This is a genomic window from Bremerella sp. TYQ1, from assembly GCF_020150455.1.
Classification (GTDB): domain Bacteria; phylum Planctomycetota; class Planctomycetia; order Pirellulales; family Pirellulaceae; genus Bremerella; species Bremerella volcania_A.
Genome location: NZ_CP083740.1, coordinates 4,174,890 through 4,191,751, shown reverse-complemented (window position 1 = coordinate 4,191,751; position 16,862 = coordinate 4,174,890). Strand labels below are relative to the sequence as shown.

Below are 16,862 nucleotides of genomic sequence, written 5' to 3'. Positions count from 1 at the left end.
GAAGAAAAACGCCGGCTTGAAATTCCCGCGAGGATGCCGAGTCGAATAGGGGTGAGGCGACCATGGTCGCAGTTCTCCCGATCGAATCTGCCATGCATTCGGACGGATGGAAATGGATGTTAAAGCCCACTGCCGTTGGCTTTGGGATTGGCATAACTGCCTATGCAGATTCGAGAGGACTTTTGTGATGCCCCGAAAGACCTCTCTACTACCTACCCGGGCATCGAACTCTTGAGGAGCCCACGGAACGATGGCAACCAAGAAGAAAGCTGCACCGAAGAAGACCGCCAAGAAAGCAACCACCAAAAAGGCTGCGCCTAAGAAGGCTGCGAAGAAGACGGTCAAGAAGAAAGCTGCCGCGAAGAAGGCTTCGCCTAAAAAGGCCGCTAAGAAGACGGTAAAGAAGGCCGCCACCAAGAAGACGGCGACCAAGAAGGCTTCCCCTAAGAAGGCTGCCAAGAAGACCGCAAAGAAGAAGACCACCAAGAAGGCTTCGACCAAAAAGGCCGCTGCCACCGCCACTCCGGCAACGCCTGCGACCTAAGCAGTCGGGCCGAGCTTATCCCTCGGCCACTTGGTTCTTTCTTCGAAATAAGGTCCCCCCCAGGGTGGCCTGGCATATAACGACGAGAAAGGCCGAACCTTTGTCCCGTAGCGATACGGGCCGGTGGTTCGGCCTATTTGTTTGCGCGGCGCCAATTTCTTGACGGAACACCGCTTTGTTCGGCCAGTGCCAGCCGATTGAGGGGCACGCGAGATTGTCCTATCGCCCTTTGTGCATTATCGTTAGGGCTTATTGATGTAACGCAAAGTTGCGGTAACGGTAGGTCCAGCGTACCCATCCGGTGGTACGGCTATCGTGAAATGCCAGCCCCAAGGGGGCGATCCTTCATAACCAGCGGCGAAAGTCTGCTTCCCACTGGTGATCAACGGTCGCCCCTTCGGGGCTGTCACACGAGCTCTCGCTCGAATGTCAGGGACCTGCTGAGGATACCGCGGAATTTCACTCCCGCGTCTTTTCCGATGAAGACGTCCTACGCAGAAACGGTCTAGTACCTTGTCGACCTCCGAAGATTCTCCTGAAAAGCGATTTACTGATCTCGACCTTTCCCAAAAGATGCTCGCCGCGCTGAAAGAGGCCCGGTACGAGGTTCCCTCGCCGATTCAAGCTGGCGTGATCCCGATCGCCTTGGAAGGGAAGGACGTCCTCGGCCAGGCCCGCACAGGGACCGGCAAAACGGCCGCTTTCGGCATTCCGATCATCGAAACGCTTCCCGAAGGCAAAGGGCCGCACGCGTTGATCCTGGTGCCGACGCGAGAGCTCGCCGTGCAAGTGCGTGACGAGATCACCAAGCTTTCCAAAGGCATGGGCGTCAACACGGTGGCGATCTACGGCGGCAAACCGATCAAAAGCCAGATCGACAAGCTGAAGCGAAACCCAGACATCGTCGTCGGCACGCCAGGCCGCGTGATCGATCATATGACGCGGCGTTCGCTGTCGCTGGAAAACTTGAGCATCGTTGTGCTCGACGAAGCGGATCGAATGCTCGACATCGGCTTCCGCCCCGACATCGAAAAGATTCTGCGTCGTTGTCCGGATGATCGCCAAACCATGCTGCTGAGCGCTACCGTTCCGCCGCCGATCGAACGGCTCGCCAATCGCTACATGCAAGATCCGGTGAAGATCGACTTCTCGCCGACAAATATCTCGGCCGACACAATCGAGCAGCATTACTTTACCGTCGACGGTCCCAAGAAGATGGAACTGCTGGTCCGTTTGCTTCGCCGCGAACAACCGACCAAGTGTATCGTGTTCTGCCGCACCAAGCGGGGGACGGAGAAACTGTTCCAGCGACTGCAAAAGAAGACGAAGCTGGTCCGCTGTATCCATGGCGACATGCATCAAGGTGCCCGAAACCGCACGATCCGCGACTTCAAAGACAACAAGTACCGCATTCTGATCGCCACCGACGTCGTCGGCCGCGGGATCGATATCTCGGACGTGACGCTGATTGTCAATTACGACGTGCCGGAGTACTCCGACGACTACGTGCATCGCGTCGGTCGAACCGGGCGAATGGGCAAAGAAGGGGTGGCTTACACGTTTGTCACGCCGGAAGAAGGGAACCAGCTCACGCGGATCGAAATGCGAATCGATAAGCTGCTGATCCGCGACGAGATTGAAGGCTTCAATCCGTACGTGAAGACCACCGTCGAAACCGGCCCCACGCATGCCCGTGACGCCAACAGCGAACCGGCCGACGAAGAAAAGAAAGAGCCTCCCAAAAAGAACCCTCGCCGCCGCCACCGCCGAGCGCTTTAAGAGACGGCCGAAGGGGCCATCGGTCGGTTGGGACCGCTGTCGTAACTTGAGCTTGCCGGCTTAGTTCGTCAGGATGGTCTCGCGCAGAAACTCGGCAGCTTTGTCCCATTGATCGACCGAAGCGTCCCAGTCGACTTTCATGGCGCGGATCGTTTTGGGGGATTCGACTTTCAGCGGAATATCGAGCCTTGTGTTGAGAGGAATCTGGGCACTGGGGCCCTGGGCGAGGGCCGTTTCAACTTCCGCGGACAGCAGGTAATCGACCAACGCTTGGGCCGCGTCGGGGTTGGGGCCACCTTGGATGATGGCGATGGTGTTGGGAATGAAAAGCGTACCGAGCTGGCCATCCGCTTGATCGGGATAGACGATCTCGACAGGGCGGCCTGACTCGATTTCCACCATTGCATCGTCAGTGTCGGTCAGACCGAACGCTATTTGCCCACTGGCGACGGCCTGGGCGACTTGCTTGTTGCCGGGAAACATCTTGGCGTTGGTTTGTAGCTGGGTGAAAAACTCTTTCGCTTTCTCCTCGCCCAGTTCATCGAACAGCACGGCCGCGTGCGTCGCCGTCGTGCCAAAAAGTGGTTTCGCGTAACCTCCTTCTCCTTTCCAAGAATCGCTGGCTAAGTCGAAGATCGACGTGGGAGGCTTACGTTTGCCAAGCTTTTCGGTGTTGACCAGCAAGATCCGAGCCCGAGCCGCGAAGCCAAACCAAAGCCCCTGGGAAGAACGAAAGCTGGCAGGGTATTCCTCCTGATGTTTGGGCTGATACGGAGCAAGCAGACCTGCTTTTTGCAGGCGGAGCGTGTTGAGGATCTCGTTGTTCCAGAAGACGTCGCAGCGAGGCCGTTCTTTCTCGGCCAAGATGGCTTGGGTTAGGCCGACCGTTTTGTTCGCTTCGGTATCGTACTTCGCCACGACATCGACCCCTGTCGCTTTTTCGTACGCGTCGAAGTGCGTTTCCGAGAACTCTTGATCGAGCGCCGTGTAGGCCACGACTTCCTGCTTTGCCGCAGGACGACAGCCGAAGGAGCAGAGACCGAGCGACAGAATCAAGAGCGTGGCGAGCGAAAGACGATCGGTCATAAGGGATAAGCTAAGCTTTAAGTAGGCGGGTTCGGTTTGCGGGGCGTTATTTTCCAGCGAATGGCCCAGACGGTCAACGACACGATACTGGTGACCAGAAGCGAAACGAGTGTCGTCGTTTGCCCTGTGAGAAGCGGAATCGATTCCGATCTTCGAGCGAAGAAGAGAGCTACGACAACCAGGACGACGACGTTGGCGATCATCCAGCCCACGTCGGACTGACGTTCGTAACGGCTACTGCTGAACAAGTGCTGATGATCCAGCACCGAGGTTCGCAAATGGCCTGCAGCGAGCAGAAATTGATACAGCGCTGCGACTCCCCAGATCAAAAGAGCCGGCATCATGGCCGAAGCATGCTGCGGAGCGGGGGAGGGCCAATCGAAGCATGTCATGATCGCGCCGGCGAAGCAAATTAACGCACACGCGGCATGGGCTTTCGGCAAACCGGTTTTTCCAGGCGAGGTATGGTCCTGCATCAGATGTCTTAACATGAACAAAGACGTGAAATCGATTATCGTCTAAAATACCACCAATCCGAACGTTTGTCTTCCTTTCGGGCAGAGGCGGCCCATGCAACGCATTGTACTCGCAATTCTTCTGGCATCACTGGTTGTTCCTGGTTGTGGATCGTCCGATCCGCCGGCCAAACCGGTAGCTGCTGCGCCGGATACTTCTTCGCCGGAGTCGAAACCCAAACCGAAGCCAGTGCCGGAGAAGCCGAAGCAGCCCAACATTCGCACGGCAAACACAACCCTTTCTAAGCCGAAGAGCGACGCCGATGCGTTAGGGCAAGGGTTCATGAACTCGGACGGGCTACGGAACCGCTTGAAGGTCGGACGGATCGAGCCGGAAGTGCAGTTCACCGTGGACGAAGCGAAGCTGACCGCCAACGGGATCCGCACGATCCAAGGGAAGCATGTCACGCTGTATACCGATCTGGAATCGTCGCCGGAGATCGACGAGTTGCCGAGCGTGTTCGATGCGGCCTATCCGCAGTGGTGCGAATACTTCCGTGTCGATCCCAACGCAAACGACGACTGGAAAGTCAAAGCGGTGTTGATGTCAGACAACGAGAAGTTCCGCCGAGCCGGGATCTTTCCCGATACGCTGCCGGAGTTTTTGCATGGCTATTACCAGGGGGATGCGTTGTGGCTGAACGATCAGCCGAGCGACTATTACCGACGACATCTGCTGATCCATGAAGGGACGCATGCGTTCATGTACATCCTGCTCGGCGGAGCAGGTCCGCCCTGGTACATGGAGGGAATGGCGGAACATTTCGGAACGCATCGCTGGGAGAACGGCCAGCTGGAAACCAGGGTGATGCCGGAGTCGAAAGAAGCGACGCCGATGTGGGGCCGCATCAAGATCATTCAAGACTCGATCAAAAAAGGCAAAGCGCTTTCGATCTCGACTGTGATGCGGACGGAGAACAAAGAGTTTAAAAAGAACAGCCCCTATGGCTGGTGTTGGGGTGTATGTGCCTATCTCGACAACAACAGCCTCACTCAGAAAACATTCCGCGACATGGTGGCTCAAGTGAAGCTGACCGGCGGTTTCAGTGAACGCTTGTGGAACGAACTGGGCGACGTGATGCCGAAGGTGGAAGAAGGCTGGGAAGTCTTCATGACCAACGCCGAGTATGGCTACGACTGGCAGCGAAACGAAGTCGAGTATCGGGAACCGGTTCCGTTTTCTGGCGATGCGATGACTGTCGAGATATCAGCCGACCGAGGCTGGCAGTCGACTGGGATTTTGCTTGATCCCGAAGTCGACTATGAAGTGAAAGCGATCGGTCAGTATCAGATCCGCGACGACGGACAGGCATGGATGTGTGAACCGAACGGCGTGACGATTCATTACTGGAAAGGAAGGCCGCTGGGGCAGCTGGTCGGTTCGCTTCGCAACGAACCATGGCTCGGCGGAACGATCACGCCGTTGTCCAAGAGCAACACGGTCGGCCTGGGGAATTCGCTCTATCCGGAAGGGCCCTGCATTCTGTTCCTAAAAGTGAACGAAAGCCCGGCCGAACTAGCCGATAACCAAGGGACCATCCAAGTCCAGATCAAACCGCTCGCGAAGAAGGACTGAGCGGAGGTTGAGTTCTGATTGGTAAGTGGGAACATGGCTTGACCCCTTATCCTGGCCCTCACTTCGCTCTCTTCAAAAACAGAAGCGAGGGCACCGGATAAGAAGGCATGTGCTGCGAGCGATTCTTCGCTACTGCCCGATGCAGTAGAGGTGCTCTTTACCGCGAATGAACAGCTTTCCGTCGGCGATCGCAGGCGAGGCGATCGTGGTGTCAGGCAATTCGTTTTCGCTGACGAGTTGGTAGCTATCTTTCGCGGCGACCACACTACAGCGGCCGTCGATGTTGATGTAATAGACATTGCCGTTGGCGACGATCGGCGATGCTTTGAAGTTACCGCCGAGGCGTTCTCGCCAAACCAGTTCCCCATTTTGGGCGTCGTAGGCATGCGCGATGCCGTCGTCGGTGACGGTAAAGAGCATGTCGTTGGCATAAACGGGAGAAGGCGTGTCAGGCGTCGACTTGTCGACTTCCCACAAGATGGCATCTTCGGTCAGCTTGCCTTCGTTGCCGCTCAGCTTAATTGCCAGAAGAGGCTTTCGCATGCCTCGCGTGGTGAAGACTTTGCCGTCCGCGACGATAGGCCCTGTTACCGTGCGTCCACCGACCAACCCCGGAAGCTGCCAAAGCTGCTTACCGGTCGCAGGATCGTAGGCGTCGAGCGTGTTGCCACCCATGACGACCAGTTGCACCTGGCCATCTTTTTCGAGCAACAGAGGCGTCGTGTAGGCGTCCGCTTCTTCCGCAGGGGCTCCCGTCATACGAAGCGTCATCCAACGCTTCTCGCCGGTCTTCAAGTCGTGGGCGATCAAGTAGCTTTTGACCGGTTCATCTTGCAAGTCGGAAAGCGAATCTTGCATGCAGACCGAGATGACCAGGCCATCGTAGATGACTGGACTGTTGGCGTGTCCCCACCAGATGGAATAGGGGCCGTACAGCTCTTGAAGATTGTGTCGCCACAGTTCTTCGCCTTCCTTGGTGTAAGTCGCCAACAGGCCATTACCGAAATGAACCACCACGTGATCGCCATGCACGACGGGGGAAGGGCTCGCCATGTTGTGCAGATTGTGGAACTTCTGAGTCTTGCGGCGGGGCGCTTTGCGAGGCGTTTCGGCTTGATCGACGAGGATGTTCTTTTCGACCTTTCCCGTCTTCGCATTCAAACGGAGCAGACGCAGTTCGTTGGCGTCGTTTTGCAGCGTCAGAAAGACTTGATCGCCGACGATCGCAGGCGTCGAATCGCCCCAGCCTTCCAGCGGTGTCTTCCACGCGATGTTCTCTTCGGCACTCCACTTGGTAGGAGCGTCTTGGGCCGGACTGAAGCCAATTGCCTCAGGGCCACGCCACTGCGGCCAATCGGCGGGGTCGCCTTGGACGAGCGGTTTCCAGTGCGATTCGTCCGCGACGATCGCCGACGGCAGAAGCAAAAGGAGAATCAGCATAACCGGACGAAACGGCAGCGAGCGACGAGAATTGGCGAACATCATGTTTTGTGGGGTAAGATTGGGGAGCGGGAAGGAGGAGTTGTCGCTCTAACTTACCACGCGGCCAAGCCAAAATCGAGAATTTCTTAACGAACGTCTGCCAGGCAAAGGGCAGGCAAGTTAGGGGCGCACTGGGGGAAGAGAGATGTCCGAAAACGAGCAATACCAAGAACTTCGCGATTATCTTCGCGGCGAGAACTATTCCGATATCGAGATCGATCACATCATCGCGCAAGTCGAAGAATACGACGCGGGAACACGAGTCGATTCAATCATGGACAGCATCAACTCGGGCGATCTCGACATACAAGCGGTCATCGACGAGGCCCTAAAGAAGCTGGCCGATTAACGCTTGCCGATGAATTTCAGCGGGGGAAGTCTACCAAAATCCTTCGGTGAAGCGCAGAAATTTCTCGGGAAATCATCTTCCTTCCCATTTCATTACCCGCATAATGGAGGTTCCGCTTTCGTGCGCGAGAGAAGGCGGAACTTTTTTGTTTCGGTTCGGCTTGCTCTATACCCTCGTCCGAACGTTCCGAATTCCCTTTGTGGGAACGGCTGCGCCTAGCAGGTCCTCCCATCTTCAGGAAAAGAACTATCTCATGAAACGTTTTGCTCTCGCCATTCTTGCAGCATTGCTGCTGGTCTCGGGGTCGTCGTATGTTGCCCGAGCCGAAGACAAGCCTTCCGAAGAGAAAGCTCCCGAAGCTTACACGGGAGAAGTCGTTGCTTTGGATTCGCTCGAAGAATTCAAGGAAGACACGACCGAAGCGAAGCCTCTGTTGGACTTCGCCAATCAGAACTTCAAGCTGTTGATCGGTCAGATGTCGGAGTCGCCAGACACGGCTGAAAAGCACATCGCCGCGATCAAGGAAGCCATGGAAGGTGTCGAAGCGGGAGAAAATGTTCAAGCCAAGGGTTTGATCATGAGCATCGATCGCTCGTTGGACATGTTCCGATCGCGCATCGCAGCCAAGCGTTTGACGCTGGACGAAGTGAAGTCGCAAGTGACCGAAAGCCCAAGCGATACCGACGCGATCACGTTGTACATCACCCGCGTCAGCATGGCGTTTTCCGAAGAAACCGGCGAAGACGTCGCCAAGATGGAAGCGTTCCTGAAGGCAGAGAACGAGTTCATCGATTCGCTGCAAGAAGAAACCGAAGAATCGGACGCGTTGGCATCCTACAAGCGTGCTTCTTCGTTGCTGAAATCGCTCGGTAGCCGTATCGAACGTTTGAAGGTTTACCAAGAGATGGTCGGCAAAGAAATGATGCCGGTCGAAGCAGAAGTGTGGGCCAACGGCGAAGGCTTTACGCCGGAAGAGCTCGAAGGCAAAGTGGTTCTGCTCGACTTCTGGGCCATCTGGTGCGGTCCCTGTGTGGCCAGCTTTCCTCACTTGGTCGAACTGCAAGAGAAGTATGGTGACGAAGGCCTGCAAATTGTCGGCATCACACGTTACTACGGTTACACCTGGTCGGAAGAGACCGACAGCCCGCAGCGTGGTGAAGAGGAAGTTGCTCCGGAAGTGGAGCAGGAAGTGCTGAACAAGTTCACCGCTCAACATGACTTGAAGCACCCAACCGCCGTGGTTACCGATCCCAAAGCTTTGTACGAATTCTACGCCGTTTCCGGCATTCCTCACTTTGTCTTGATCGGCCGCGACGGCAAGATCAAGTATGCCAATGCCGGCATGGGGGAAGCGCGTGCGAAGCAGCTCGAGGAACTGATCAAGCAAGAGCTCGCTGAGCCAGCTGCAGGTTAGTCGCGCCTTTTCTAATGCGTCTCTGACAGGGCCATTCCTTCCGAATGGTCCTGTTCTCATTCTCTCTGGTTTCGCATGCGATGCGATGTGCGCGGATGCTGCGCACACGATCTACACCTTCATTCCCAAAAGAAAACAAAACATGAAAACCTATATTCCAGCCATCCTGGCTTTGCTGCTGGGTGTCGTTCTCACGCCGACGGCCTTCGCAGAAGAGAACGCTCCGGCCGTTGAAGTGGTCAATTTGTCGGCATTGAATGCTTATGCGGAAGATCCCGAAACCAACGTGCGACAGCTTTCAGAGTTTGTCCGCGATAACTTCACCATCATTCGCGCACAGATGGAAGACAGCCCGGAGCAAGCTCGCGCCACGATCGAGGCTGTCCGAACGGAACTCGACCGCATCGCGCCGAAGGATGACCCTAAAGGTGCCAACCCGGTCGGGGCGATGCTGCGTTCGTTGAATCAGCTTGAAGTGCAATTGGATGCCAAAGCGTTTACGTTGGATTCGATCAAAGCGGAAATTGCCAAGTCGCCCAAAGATTTGCGGACGGCCGAGATCTATGTGCAGAAGCTTCGCGAGTTCTTTGCGACGCCTGAGTTCCGGAGCGACATTGCCGGCAACGAAGCCTTCATCACTTCCGAAAAGCAGTTTGCTATGGATGCCGTAAAAGGAGCTGGCGAATCGGCAGCGGCAAAGATCTATGAGCGAGCGCAAGGACAATTCGTTTCTTACGATCGGCACATTGCCCGCCTCAAGCAGTATCGCGACATGGCAGGCAAAGAGATGATGCCCTTCAAAGCAGACGCTTGGGTCGGTGGTCCTTCGCTAACGGAAGAAGACCTTAAGGGCAAAGTGCTTCTGCTCGATTTCTGGGCCGTCTGGTGTGGTCCTTGTATGTGGTCGGTGCCGAATCTTGTTGAACTGCAAGACAAGTATGGCGACAAAGGCCTCCAAGTCATTGGCATCACTCGCTACTACAACTACCACTGGCCCGAAGGGACGGATCATGCCGAGAAGGCGGATGAAGAGATTTCTCCGGAAGTCGAACAGCAAATGATGGCCAAGCTGTGCGAAGAGAAGAAAACCAATTACCCAACTGCGATGATCAAAGAAGGTGCTGACGAGCTGTACGAGTTCAACCTCGTGAGCGGGATCCCTCACTTCGTTTTGATCGACCAGCAAGGAAAGATCCACTCGATCGATATTGGTGCCCGGGACGAGGTGTTCCAAAAGTTTGAACAGCAGATCCAGCAGCTCCTTGAAAAGCCGGCAGCCAACTAACAAAGTTGGGGGCATGCTGCCTACGCTTTGAGGAGTTCCCTGGTGCGGCACGCGAACCAACCATCGCGTGCCGTTTTTCGTGCTAGCAGAGCGTTATGCGATGACTCGTTTGCTGGTATCGCCGGCGATCTCTTCCACATAGCGTGGGACCGCGTAGCCGGGCAGCTTGGCTCGCATGGCCGCGACGATTCGCTCTCCTTCGTCGCGAGGCACCATAAAATGTGCCGCTCCTTGGACGCGGTCCAGTTGGTGCAGGTAATACGGCATCACCGACAGATCGAGCAGTTTCTCGGACAGCTCAGCCAAAGTTGCCGCATCGTCGTTCACTCCCCGCAACAAAACGCTTTGATTAAGCAGCGGGATGCCTGCTTCCGATAGCCTGCCTAGCGCGGCGGCGACATCGTCGCCCAGTTCGCGTGGGTGATTCACATGGACGACCATAAACGGTTTCAGACGCGTCCCCGTCAGCCAAGCAAGAAGTTCGTCGTTGACCCGGCTGGGGATCATCACCGGAAGCCGCGAATGCAGTCGCAACCGTCGAATATGCTTCGCGGCGGCAATTTTCTCAGCCAATTGCCGCAAAATGGGATCGGTCAGCGTGAGGGGATCGCCCCCTGATAACAAGATTTCGTGAAGGCTTTCGTCCTCGGCAATGGCTTGCAATGCGAGGGCCCAAGCGTCGATTCCCTTAGGGCCCTCGCCGTAGGGAAAGTGCCGTCGGAAGCAGTAGCGGCAATGGACCGCACACGCTCCGGTAGTGACCAGCAAAGCCCGGCCATGATATTTCTGCAGCAGCCCTGGACTAAGGGTCGCTTCGTCGTCGCCTACAGGATTTGTTGTAAATCCTTCTGTGGTAAAGGTTTCCTGCTCGATTGGAAGCACCTGGCGGAGCAGGGGATCGTTCAGATTGCCAGGCTGCATCTTCGCGGCGAATTCGCGCGGGACGAACAGCGGGAAGTCGGCGGTCGCCGTTTGCCCTGTTTCCCAGGCCGATTTAGGTAGCCGAAGGTGCTCGGCGAGGTCTTCCATTCGGCGAAAAGCATGCCGCATGGAGGCCTTCCAACCCTCGCTAGGCGATGTGGCAGGTCTCGCGATACAATTGCTACTCGCAGTTTGCGAATCGGTAGTTACAATGTTCATCTTTCCATTTTAACGAAATGGCCAGGGGCGGAAGATGCCCTAACGCCTTGGATAGACGACGGATATCTTTTTTCAGCGAGTCCCCACGTGCAATACAGTACCAGCGATTTTCGTAAGGGTTTGAAGGTTCAGATCGACGGCGAACCGTACATCATGACCGAGTGCAACTTCGTGAAGCCCGGCAAGGGGAACGCGTTGTACAAGTGCAAGCTGAAGAATTTGATCCGTGGATCGAACTTGGACCGCACCTTCCGTGGTGGTGAAACGTTGGAATCGGCCGACGTCGAAGAAACCGACGTGCAGTACTTGTACAAGCAAGGCGACACCTGGGTCTTCATGGACAACGAATCCTTCGAGCAGTACGAATTGGACGCCGACGCCGTGGGCGATGGCTGGAAGTTCCTGAAGGATGGCATGAAGTGCATGATGACGCTCTTCAATGGCAATCCGCTTGATATGACTCCACCGATGCAAGTCGAAATGGAAGTCACCTACTGCGAACCAGGCGCCAAAGGCAACACGGCTACGAACGTGACCAAGCCAGCCACCATCGAAACCGGTGCCGAGATCCAAGTCCCAGCTTTTGTGAACTTGGGCGACGTGATCAAAGTTGACACCCGCGATGGCAGCTACGTCGAACGCGTGAAGAAGTAAGCTTCACCGCGACAACACGAACCAACCCATAGCGCTCGGTCCATCAGCCGAGCGTTTTTGGTTTCTTGGGGCCAAACGAAACGGTTGTCTTCATCAGCATGCCGAAAACCAGGGAAGTCAGAGCGTTACTGAATCGTATCGCATACTTTCCGGCATCGGATACAACTCAGCGATCTTCATGAGAAGTCGTAGTGCTTTTCGGACTTGATAGTCAGAAGTGCTGACTTCATCTTTTTCGTTCAACTCGAGAAGAACAGCACGAAGTTCGGAGCTCGTCGCTTCGCGCAAGATCATGTTCATGAGTTCAATCGAATGATTTTCAAAGGGACTGCCGTCGACCTGCTTGAAACTTCGTTTTCGATCTTCTCCATCCAAGTGTCACCTTCTTCGAGGCCTTTCGCATGAGAGAGAACGACACTCAAGCTTAGTTCATGAAATATCGGAGCTATTAACAGTGCGCTACGGATCACACAGACCCCGGGGAAGGTTGACAGTCGTTGGGCAATTTATCATGATTTTGTGTTGAGACCCTTGGGTAGAAATCGGGGCGAAATGTCATTTCGCCTCCTTCTGTCGCCAGCGAATAAGCTAGAGCTTTCTCTCCAGCGATATAGCCAGTTCCAGCCTGAATTCCCTTGGGGTTTCTTGATCAATCGTCATGTGGCTGGCAGCAAGTTCTATTGAACTACGTTCCTTGGAAAGGGCGTTTCTTTTCGTAGCCGAGTGGTTACGTTTGTCATTCCACCGCATGGCTAGTTCATTTTCGCTTCGTTCGACGGTCTTAAGGAATTCACCATGTCTCAGTCGCCGTTTCGTAAAACGTCCGTGATGTCTGCTGCTTTACTTTGTTTGGGATTGGCGTTGGTCAATTACGTATCGGCCCAGTCCACGCGTAACTTCACTCATGCCCAGGGGCAAACCGAGATCGCTAGTGTGCCACAGCGTGTTGTTGTTCTCGACTTGGCTGCCCTCGATATTTTGACGGCGCTGGACATCCCCGTCGTGGGGGTTCCTTCGCTCCAGGATGATATGTGGCCAGGCTACATGCAGAAATATGCTGGCGAGAAATACACGAAGGCAGGTTCATTGTTCGAACCAGATCTCGATGTCATCAAGACCCTCAAGCCTGATCTGATTATTGTTGGTGGACGATCGAGTCGTTCGTTCGATGCGGTCAGTGCGATTGCTCCAACGATTGATCTATCTACCAGCACGACCGGATTTGTTCCCAGCGTTGTACAGAACCTTCTCACGCTTGGAGCTATCTTTGAAGTGGAATCACAAGCCAATGCCAAAGCACGACAATTGCTTCAGAGCATCCGCGAACTGCAAGCCAATGCAGCGTCGCAAGGCGAAGGGCTCCTGCTGTTCAGCGTAGGGGAAAGGGTCATGCCGCAGCAACCGGCGACCCGATTTGGGATCGTCTACGAACTGATTGGTATTCAGCCGGTCGTTAAACCAGAGGATGCCGGCCCAGCCCGAAGCCGTGACCGAGACACGAACGAAACCGAAGCGGAAAAAGATGCTCGCGAAAAAGCAGAAGCGAAAGCCTCAGCAAAACGTTTGGCCAACATCATGAGTCGCAAGCCGAGCTGGATTTTTGTAATCGATCGTAACTCGGCCTTTAACGAACGGCAAAACTCGGCCGAAATTCTCGCTGCCGATCCTGCCATCTCAGCTTCCTCTGCTTGGAATGACAAGAAGGTGGTTTACTTGAGCGGCCGTGGTTGGTACCTAGTCGGCGGTGGCGTCACTCAACTCGAGACAACCATCAAGCAGCTCGCCGAAGCTTTCGATCAGCATTCGGCAGTCCACTAAAACTAAAAGAGCGATTCGATAAAACCACGCTCAACGAAAAAGATTTGAGCGTGGTTTTTTTCACTTCTTGAGCATACCAATCACGCAACGCCTCGCCACGTAATCGAGCGCGGCTTGGCTTGGGAAGCATGCGAGCAAGTCGGCACCTGTTTTCCCTACTTTATTTCCACTACCACTTTTTCAATTTTCCCGGTGAACGAAAAGGGCGGGTCGTAGGCAGGCGTTACTGGCTGTCCGGTGTCTTCGCCGATGCCGAAGGTGTCGATGCCAAATCGTCCAGCGACGGTCGCTTGCATCTTGCCGGAGGCGACGTTTTCGCCGTTGACCTTCAGCATGATATTGGCAGGACCGCCGGCAGTTTTACCTTGGTAGTCAAAATCGACTTCGACGGTGACGTCGCCTGACGGGATAGACTTGGTACCTTTTAGAACATGATGTTCGTCGAAGTAGTTGTAGTCGAAGATCGGAATGCCTTGGTCGACATAAAGGACCATCCCAGCGGCGACGCCTCCAAATGCCATCACGACTCCGTTCGTCTTTTCGCCGTCGCTTTTGATGTCAGCCGTTAATTTCCACGTGTGGTTTTTCATCGGCGGAGCCGCTGGTTCGGCGATGCGCGTTGCTCCTACGAAATAGGTATAAGTCGAAGAACCAGGGTCGGCTCCGGGAACCGGTGGCTTAGGAATGGCAATGCGTGCTGCCCCACGATCATCCAGCGGATAGATTTCGTGCTGCTGGGCAGCGGCGTCGAACAGCTTCTTCAGCTCGGCAAGTTTCTCGGGCATGCTGCTTGCTAAATTATTGGATTCGCTGAAGTCTTCATTCAGGTTGTAAAGTTCCCACTTGTCCTGGTCCCAGTTGCCGGGGGCAAAATCTTGTCGCCAGGGGAATGTGTGTTGGGCGTTAGCTTTCCAGCCATCGGCATACATCGAGCGATTGCTGAAGATCTCGAAATATTGCTGCGGACGTCCTTCAAATTCTGGATCCGAGAAGCAAGCCAAGAATGACTTTCCTTGCAGCGGTTTCTGCTCGATTCCTTTCACGGTCTCTGGCATCGGAATATTGGTCGCTTCCAGTATGGTAGGGACCACATCCACCAGGTGTAAAAATGCATCACGTGGCTGGGTATCATGTTCGATCTTCGCAGGCCAACTGATTACCATCGGATTGCGAGTTCCGCCTAGATGCGATGCGACCTGTTTGCACCATTGAAATGGTGTATTGCCAGCCCATGCCCAGCCCATGGGATAGTGCGGTTCGGTTTCTGGTCCTCCAAGTTTATCGAGGTTTTCGACGACATCTTCCAGCTTGGTTGGCAAACCGTTGAGATTCATGATCTCGTTAAGCGTGCCGTCAGGGCCTCCTTCCGCAGAGGCACCATTATCGCCGACGATGTAAATAACCATCGTGTTTTCGGCATCAGGCAGTTCTTTCACTGCGGAAAGCAAGCGGCCAACTTCGTGATCTGTAAAGGCAAAGTACCCTGCGAAGTTTTCGTACAGAGCCGAGTAAACTTCCTTTTGCTGGTCGTCGAGACTGTCCCACGCAGGGACCCAGTCGGGACGATCGGTAAGTTTCGTACCTGGCGGAACAATCCCTTTCTCCAGCTGATTCTTCAAAACGATCTCGCGGTATTCGTCCCAGCCCATGTCAAACTTGCCTTGGAATTGATCACGCCATTGGGCAGTCACATGGTGCGGGGCATGCATCGCTCCTGGAGCGAAATACATGAAGAACGGCTTTTTGGGTGCGACCGACTTGGAAAGCTTCATGCGAGCGATGGCGCGATCGGTCATGTCGGTCATGAAGTGATAGCCTTCCTCAGGCGTTTGATCAGGTTCGACCGGTGTCGTGTTCTCGAACAACACGGGATAATACTGATGCGTTTCTCCGGCGTTGAATCCGTAGAAGTAGTCGAAGCCCATCCCGGTCGGCCAACGATCGAAAGGCCCTGCGACGGTCGTTTCCCAGTCAGGCGTATTATGATTCTTGCCGAACCACCAAGTCGTGTAGCCGTTGTCTCGAAGCACTTCCCCAATGGTGGCTGTGCTCTTAGGAATCATCGTCGAATAGTTTGGGAATCCAGTGGCCCATTCCATTAAAAAACCGCTGCCACACTCATGATGATTTCGGCCGGTGAGAAGAGCTGCCCGCGAAGGTCCGCAAATCGCGGTTGTATGAAAGCGATTGAACTTCAAGCCTTCCGAGGCAAGCTTGTCGAGATTGGGGGTTGGAATAAGACCGCCAAATGTCGATGTCTGTCCGAAGCCAACATCATCCAGCAGGATGACAATGATATTCGGGGCCCCATCCGGTGCTGCCACAGGACTTTGCCAGGCCGATTCCGAATCCTGATAAGTCTTCCCGATCTTGCCTTCGAACGGCGTCAACGGAAGCGGAAGATGCTTGCGATCAGGGTCTGCGTTGGCCTCTTCCGCCGAGAGATTGTGCAGGGGAAGCAAAAACATGGCAACGCAAGCGACAGCCCATAGAATTCGTATGCACATTGTGAAATCTCTCCTGGAACGACAGCAAGATCTGCTTAAAAGACAAGTAGAAAGTTGTGCTGCAACTATTGTGAGACCAGGCGAATACGCACGCAAACGAATTCGAAGAAAGTTGATGTCCCCTTCACATAAACGGCAAGAAACAAACGAGAGCCGGAAATCATAAGATTCCCGGCTCTCGTAGGATGGTCGATCAATGATCGTTTGTAAACTTGTGTTGCGAGTTAACCGTCGGTAGTTACCGCGAAGTTAAATTCGTTGCTGCCACCTTCAACAGTGACGGTCTGAGTCGACTCCGAATTGTACTGCGGCGGGAACTTCTCTTTAACGGCCGCTTCGACGACACGACCACGATCGTCGCGCGTGGCCGATTTCGCCGACGTGATACGAACCAGGTTCTCTCCGGTCCGTGTGCCTTTGGCGTTGCCGCTGTACTTTAGTGCGTATTCCCCATTGGCATCGGTCATGGCCCAACCGGTGCGGCCTCCTTCGACAGGCTCGAACGAGACCATCGCGCCTTCGACCGGTTCGCCATTTAACGTGACTTTGCCATGTACCTGACCGATGTCGGGCATGTTGCTGGTACCGCAACCAATGGCTACTGACGCGGCAAGCAAAATCAGAACGAATCCAAAACCAAAACGACTATTCATGATGGGTACCTCGAAACTGGAATAATGCGAAAGAAACAGTGGAGGCATGTTTCACGTATA

15 protein-coding genes are annotated in these 16,862 nt (G+C 54.7%); 8 read left to right on the top strand and 7 right to left on the bottom strand.

Annotated features, from left to right (window positions below):
• The first annotated feature begins 250 nt into the window (after positions 1–250).
• The gene (locus LA756_RS16700) at positions 251–544 is read left to right on the top strand and encodes a hypothetical protein (protein WP_224435857.1); all 294 of its coding nucleotides are present in this window, start codon (positions 251–253) and stop codon (positions 542–544) included.
• 513 nt (positions 545–1,057) lie between these two features.
• The gene (locus tag LA756_RS16695) at positions 1,058–2,323 is read left to right on the top strand and encodes a DEAD/DEAH box helicase (RefSeq protein WP_224435856.1); all 1,266 of its coding nucleotides are present in this window, start codon (positions 1,058–1,060) and stop codon (positions 2,321–2,323) included.
• Positions 2,324–2,383: 60 nt separating this feature from the next.
• Here LA756_RS16695 and LA756_RS16690 read toward each other — a convergent pair whose 3' ends face one another.
• Together LA756_RS16690 and LA756_RS16685 are read right to left on the bottom strand one after the other, a co-directional pair.
• Positions 2,384–3,409, bottom strand: coding sequence for an extracellular solute-binding protein (locus LA756_RS16690; RefSeq protein ID WP_224435855.1), 1,026 nt, complete (start codon positions 3,407–3,409; stop codon positions 2,384–2,386).
• A gap of 17 nt (positions 3,410–3,426) precedes the next feature.
• Entirely contained in the window at positions 3,427–3,885 is a 459-nt protein-coding gene (locus LA756_RS16685; protein WP_224435854.1) for a hypothetical protein, read from the bottom strand.
• A gap of 94 nt (positions 3,886–3,979) precedes the next feature.
• Between LA756_RS16685 and LA756_RS16680 the strand changes: the two genes are divergently transcribed.
• Complete coding sequence (locus LA756_RS16680) at positions 3,980–5,500, top strand: hypothetical protein (protein WP_224435853.1); 1,521 nt, start codon at positions 3,980–3,982, stop codon at positions 5,498–5,500.
• Positions 5,501–5,629: 129 nt separating this feature from the next.
• Here LA756_RS16680 and LA756_RS16675 read toward each other — a convergent pair whose 3' ends face one another.
• Entirely contained in the window at positions 5,630–6,985 is a 1,356-nt protein-coding gene (locus LA756_RS16675; protein WP_224435852.1) for a PQQ-binding-like beta-propeller repeat protein, read from the bottom strand.
• Between the two features lie 142 nt (positions 6,986–7,127).
• Here LA756_RS16675 and LA756_RS16670 point away from each other — a divergent pair, with 142 nt between their 5' ends.
• The 3 genes from LA756_RS16670 to LA756_RS16660 all read left to right on the top strand — a co-directional run bounded on the left by LA756_RS16670 (position 7,128) and on the right by LA756_RS16660 (position 10,030).
• Complete coding sequence (locus tag LA756_RS16670) at positions 7,128–7,331, top strand: hypothetical protein (RefSeq protein ID WP_224435851.1); 204 nt, start codon at positions 7,128–7,130, stop codon at positions 7,329–7,331.
• Between the two features lie 253 nt (positions 7,332–7,584).
• Positions 7,585–8,745: a TlpA disulfide reductase family protein gene (locus LA756_RS16665; protein ID WP_224435850.1), complete on the top strand. Its 1,161-nt coding sequence runs from the start codon at positions 7,585–7,587 to the stop codon at positions 8,743–8,745.
• 142 nt (positions 8,746–8,887) lie between these two features.
• On the top strand, positions 8,888–10,030 hold the full coding sequence (locus LA756_RS16660; RefSeq protein ID WP_224435849.1) for a TlpA disulfide reductase family protein: 1,143 nt from the start codon (positions 8,888–8,890) through the stop codon (positions 10,028–10,030).
• A 93-nt stretch (positions 10,031–10,123) separates the two neighbouring features.
• On the opposite strand, the gene epmB is transcribed toward LA756_RS16660, so the two are convergent.
• Positions 10,124–11,170: an EF-P beta-lysylation protein EpmB gene (epmB, locus tag LA756_RS16655; RefSeq protein ID WP_261362042.1), complete on the bottom strand. Its 1,047-nt coding sequence runs from the start codon at positions 11,168–11,170 to the stop codon at positions 10,124–10,126.
• An 87-nt stretch (positions 11,171–11,257) separates the two neighbouring features.
• On the opposite strand from epmB, the gene efp reads away from it, so the two are divergent.
• A complete protein-coding gene (gene efp / locus LA756_RS16650; protein WP_224435847.1) occupies positions 11,258–11,824 on the top strand; it encodes an elongation factor P in 567 nt (188 codons plus the stop codon).
• A gap of 117 nt (positions 11,825–11,941) precedes the next feature.
• Here the strand turns inward: efp and LA756_RS16645 are convergent, their stop codons facing one another.
• Positions 11,942–12,199 (bottom strand): hypothetical protein, encoded by a 258-nt coding sequence (locus LA756_RS16645; protein WP_224435846.1) that lies wholly within the window; start codon positions 12,197–12,199, stop codon positions 11,942–11,944.
• A gap of 420 nt (positions 12,200–12,619) precedes the next feature.
• Here LA756_RS16645 and LA756_RS16640 point away from each other — a divergent pair, with 420 nt between their 5' ends.
• Positions 12,620–13,642 (top strand): siderophore ABC transporter substrate-binding protein, encoded by a 1,023-nt coding sequence (locus tag LA756_RS16640; protein ID WP_224435845.1) that lies wholly within the window; start codon positions 12,620–12,622, stop codon positions 13,640–13,642.
• Positions 13,643–13,797: 155 nt separating this feature from the next.
• On the opposite strand, the gene LA756_RS16635 is transcribed toward LA756_RS16640, so the two are convergent.
• Together LA756_RS16635 and LA756_RS16630 are read right to left on the bottom strand one after the other, a co-directional pair.
• Positions 13,798–16,149, bottom strand: a complete 2,352-nt coding sequence (locus tag LA756_RS16635; RefSeq protein ID WP_224435844.1) for an arylsulfatase — start codon at positions 16,147–16,149, stop codon at positions 13,798–13,800.
• 224 nt (positions 16,150–16,373) lie between these two features.
• A complete protein-coding gene (locus tag LA756_RS16630; protein WP_224435843.1) occupies positions 16,374–16,802 on the bottom strand; it encodes a carboxypeptidase-like regulatory domain-containing protein in 429 nt (142 codons plus the stop codon).
• Positions 16,803–16,862 lie beyond the last annotated feature (60 nt).

Bases quoted from the DNA above. Each gene is read 5' to 3' on its own strand.
- LA756_RS16700 (WP_224435857.1), top strand. From the start codon at position 251: ATGGCAACCAAGAAGAAAGCTGCACCGAAGAAGACCGCCAAGAAAGCA.
- LA756_RS16690 (WP_224435855.1), bottom strand. From the start codon at position 3,409: ATGACCGATCGTCTTTCGCTCGCCACGCTCTTGATTCTGTCGCTCGGT.
- LA756_RS16685 (WP_224435854.1), bottom strand. From the start codon at position 3,885: ATGCAGGACCATACCTCGCCTGGAAAAACCGGTTTGCCGAAAGCCCAT.
- LA756_RS16680 (WP_224435853.1), top strand. From the start codon at position 3,980: ATGCAACGCATTGTACTCGCAATTCTTCTGGCATCACTGGTTGTTCCT.
- LA756_RS16675 (WP_224435852.1), bottom strand. From the start codon at position 6,985: ATGATGTTCGCCAATTCTCGTCGCTCGCTGCCGTTTCGTCCGGTTATG.
- LA756_RS16670 (WP_224435851.1), top strand. From the start codon at position 7,128: ATGTCCGAAAACGAGCAATACCAAGAACTTCGCGATTATCTTCGCGGC.
- LA756_RS16665 (WP_224435850.1), top strand. From the start codon at position 7,585: ATGAAACGTTTTGCTCTCGCCATTCTTGCAGCATTGCTGCTGGTCTCG.
- LA756_RS16660 (WP_224435849.1), top strand. From the start codon at position 8,888: ATGAAAACCTATATTCCAGCCATCCTGGCTTTGCTGCTGGGTGTCGTT.
- epmB (WP_261362042.1), bottom strand. From the start codon at position 11,170: ATGAACATTGTAACTACCGATTCGCAAACTGCGAGTAGCAATTGTATC.
- LA756_RS16640 (WP_224435845.1), top strand. From the start codon at position 12,620: ATGTCTCAGTCGCCGTTTCGTAAAACGTCCGTGATGTCTGCTGCTTTA.
- LA756_RS16635 (WP_224435844.1), bottom strand. From the start codon at position 16,149: ATGTGCATACGAATTCTATGGGCTGTCGCTTGCGTTGCCATGTTTTTG.
- LA756_RS16630 (WP_224435843.1), bottom strand. From the start codon at position 16,802: ATGAATAGTCGTTTTGGTTTTGGATTCGTTCTGATTTTGCTTGCCGCG.